The organism is Streptomyces sp. SID14478, from assembly GCF_010548525.1.
GTDB lineage: Bacteria > Actinomycetota > Actinomycetes > Streptomycetales > Streptomycetaceae > Streptomyces.
Window position 1 is genome coordinate 1 of record NZ_JAAGMG010001234.1, and the last position, 3,418, is coordinate 3,418.

At 72.3% G+C, this 3,418-nt stretch carries 2 protein-coding genes and 1 pseudogene; 1 reads left to right on the plus strand and 2 read right to left on the minus strand.

Going from position 1 to position 3,418, the window contains the following annotated elements:
* Positions 1-497, plus strand: a pseudogene (locus G3I40_RS39700) (hypothetical protein); the annotation flags it as partial.
* A 96-nt stretch (positions 498-593) separates the two neighbouring features.
* Here the strand turns inward: G3I40_RS39700 and G3I40_RS39705 are convergent.
* Both G3I40_RS39705 and G3I40_RS39710 read right to left on the minus strand, forming a co-directional pair.
* Complete coding sequence (locus tag G3I40_RS39705; RefSeq protein ID WP_164559676.1) at positions 594-1,727, minus strand: serine hydrolase domain-containing protein; 1,134 nt, start codon at positions 1,725-1,727, stop codon at positions 594-596.
* Positions 1,728-1,860: 133 nt separating this feature from the next.
* Positions 1,861-3,418: TIGR03767 family metallophosphoesterase (locus G3I40_RS39710; protein ID WP_164559677.1), on the minus strand; the 1,558-nt coding region annotated here is incomplete at its 5' end.

Genomic DNA, 3,418 nt, shown 5'->3' on the forward strand with positions numbered 1-3,418 from the left:
TGACCGAGGCGGTCCGCGGCGGCCACTGCGAACCCGCCGCTGTCGTGAGGGAGTTGACGCAGGCCCGGCTGTTGAGCCGGCCGCACGTGGTGGACGCCGTGGACTCGCTGCTGGCGGAGGGGCGGGCGCTCGCCGAGGACCGGCTGTACGCGATGGTCGCCGAGCACGGCCTGCCGGACCCGCTGTGGAACGTGGACCTGCGGCTGCCGGGCGGCCCGCACCTCGGGGGCCTCGACGCGTACTGGCCGGACCAGGCCGTCGCGGTGGAGCTGGACACGCGGGCGGCGCGGGCGGAGCCTCGGCAGGAGGGCGACGCGCTGTGGGGCGAGTACGCCCGTAAGCGCGAGCACTTGGAACGGCTGGGGATCACGGTCGTGCACCTGACGCCGAAGAAGCTGCGGGAGTCGCCGGAGCAGCAGGCCGCTGTCGTACGGACCGCCCTGATGGCGTCCGGCGACCGCGATCCGGCGGCGTACGTCGTGGTGCTGCCCAGGTAGTGACGGACCTGGGCGGCAGCTCGGAGGGGAGCGAAGGGGCGGGGCCCGGGCAGTGGGCTCCGCCCCTTCACGTGCTCAACCGGCGTGACCGTCGGTCTACTTGGGGCAGAACTCGGCGAGCGCCACCTTCGACTCGTCGCCCGCCCAGTCCCCGTTGAAGTTGAACGCGAGCGTGTGGCGGCCGTCCTCCGTGCTGAGGGCCAGGGAGGAGGAGCCGTGGATGCCGCCGTCGTGGCCCCAGACGGTCGTGCCGCAGGGCAGCCTCTCCTTCATCAGCGCGAGGCCGTAGCGCGCGGCGTCGGGGTCCTCGGGGTCGGTGACGACGGTCGTCTTCATCTCGTCGAGCTGGCGCTGCGGCAGCAGCTTGCCGCGCAGCAGCGCCGAGTAGAAGGTGCCGAGGTCCTTCGAGTCGGAGATCACCTCGCCCGAGGCGCCCGCGACGGACGGGTTGATCCTCGTGACGTCGACGGGGTCCCCGCTGCCGTCCGCGGTGAGTTTCGCGTAGGCGGGCGAGGACGGCCGCGGCACCGACGTGCGCGTGCCGGGCACCGACGTCGCCTTCAGGTGCAGGGGGGCGATGATGCGGGAGCGGATCTCGTGCGCGTAGGAGGAGCCCGTGGCCTTCTCGATGACCATGCCCGCGAGGACGTAGTTGGTGTTGGAGTAGTGCCAGCCCGCGCCGGGCTTGAAGTAGGGCTGGTGGCCGAGGCCGATCCGGACGAGTTCGGTCGGTGTCCAGGTCCGGTAGCGGTTCTTGAGGAAGCCGTCCTTGGCGAAGACCGCCTGCTGGAACGCCGGGTCCTCGGTGTAGCTGAAGATGCCGCTGGTGTGGTTGAGGAGTTGGCGCAGCGTGACCTCGCGGCCGTCGTTGTCGTGCCCCGTGACCAGGCCGGGCAGCCAGTGGTCGACGGTGTCGTCGAGGCTCAGCCGGCCCTCGGCCTCCAGCTGGAGCATGACCGTCGCGACGAACGTCTTGGTGACGGAGCCCACGCGGTAGTGGTCGTGGGCGCCGCGGCGGCCCGAAGTGCCGTTCCAGCCGCGCCCGTTGACGGTGGCCCGGGCCGTCACGCCGGGCACGCCCGCGCGCACGGCGTCGTCCATCGCCTGCTGGGTGGCCCGGTGGTCGTCACCGCGGGAACCGGGGGCCGAGGCCATCGCCGGAGACGCGAGCGCGCCCGCGGTGATCGCCAGTACCGATGCCGCTGCCAGTAGTCCCGTGCGCTTCAACATGTCTGCTGCTCCCCGTGGTCGCGGTGGCGTGGTGCGTTCGGCGGGAGGGACGACGGGGGCGGGGGCGGAGGTTGAGCCGTGAGGGCCGGCCGCACGGAAGTTCAGCCCTGAGGAGTACCGGCCCCTAGGGGTGTCAGCCTTTCTTGAGGACGAGCTCCGTGTTGCGGTCCCCCGGGTCGCCGGAGAGCGTCGTGCGGGCGCCCGGGGCGTTGAAGGAGAGCTCGCGGTACAGGGCGGCGAGGCCCGTCTGGCTGAGGTCGGTGAAGTCCGTGCGGTGCGGGGCCGCCGACTCGATCAGGGTGGTGAACAGGGAGAGCGTGCCGTCGCCGTTGTCGGCGATCTCGATGATGCGGGCCAGCTGCGGGAAGTCGACGTGGGAGGCGGTGGAGATCTCCCAGAAGCCGCCGCCGGCGTTCTCACCCTCGTGCGGGGTGATCGCGTTCTTGTGGCTGTGGCCGTTGACCCAGGCGAGCACCGGGCGGTGGCGGGCCAGCAGGGCGGCCAGCTCCTTGCCGCCGTGGCGCCGCTCGCCGGGGTGGTGCGGGTCCTCGCGCAGATTGCGCATCGACTTGCTGGTGTGGTGCGAGAAGACGACGACGTGATCGCCGTTCTTCTCGGCCGTCTTCAACTGCGCGGTGAGCCAGTCGAGTTGGCGGGCGCCGATCGAGCCCTCGTAGTGGCCGCCGGGGTCGGTCGTGTCGAGGCTGACACCGAGGACGTCACCGGAGATCCGGAAGGCGTAGTACTGGGTGACGGCGGCGAGGTTGGCCTGTGTGTAGCCGTGGCCGACGGGGCCGGGTCCGGTGCGGGCCGGGTCGAGGTGCGCGGCGAGGTACTCGGCGGGGGTGAACGGGGCGCGGGCCTCGTCCGCGGTGACCGCGCGCATGTGCCGGGCCTGCGCCTTCAGCAGCTCCCTGAACGCCTTGCCCTTGGGGTCGCCGCCCTTCTCCACGTTGTCCCAGACGGCCTTGCCCGCGGCCTCGGGCAGCTCCATCAGCTTGCGTCCGCCGACGGCGATCTCGGCCCAGTAGGAGTCGCCGGGGGCGTAGCAGCCGCCGGGCAGCGCGTCGTGGTTGCCGACCGTGGAGTACCAGGGCAGGTTCAGGCCCGGGCTGCGCAGTTCGGCGATCGCCGCTTCGAGGAAGCCCGGGATGCGCGGGAAGCCGTGGCGTCGCTTGTCGGCGTCGCGCAGGGCGGCGTCCGGGTGCCAGTACAGGGGCAGCCCGCTGTCCTGGACGCCTTCGTAGTGGCGCGGGTCGCCGCTGTTGGGCGTGATGCGGCCGCCGCTCAGGGCCGTGAGGAACCAGTCGAGTTCGGTGTGCGAGTTGTTGTCCGTGTTGTCGCCCGTCGTCATCACGAAGTGCAGCGGCGAGGCGGTGACGGGGGCGCCGCGCAGCGCGTTGACGCGCTCGACGAGGGAGATCGTCCCGGCGACCGAGAGGGCTTCCTGCGGACGCCAGGCGCTCGCCGTCTGCGCCCTCAAGTACTCGTAGCGCAGCGGGTTCTGCACGTCGACCATGTGCAGGTCGGTGAACTGGACGAACGCGGCGAGTGCGGTACGGCGGCCCTCGCGCCCGGACTTCGGCGCCTTGAGGTCCGGGCGGACCACCCGCTGCCAGGCCGGTCCTTCGCCCAGGCGGCGGTAGCCGGGGCCGGCCGGCGCCGTGGCGACGGAGGCGAGGGTCGTGCCG

Excerpts from the sequence above, each read along its gene's own strand:
- G3I40_RS39705 (WP_164559676.1), bottom strand. The coding sequence starts at position 1,727 with ATGTTGAAGCGCACGGGACTACTGGCAGCGGCATCGGTACTGGCGATC.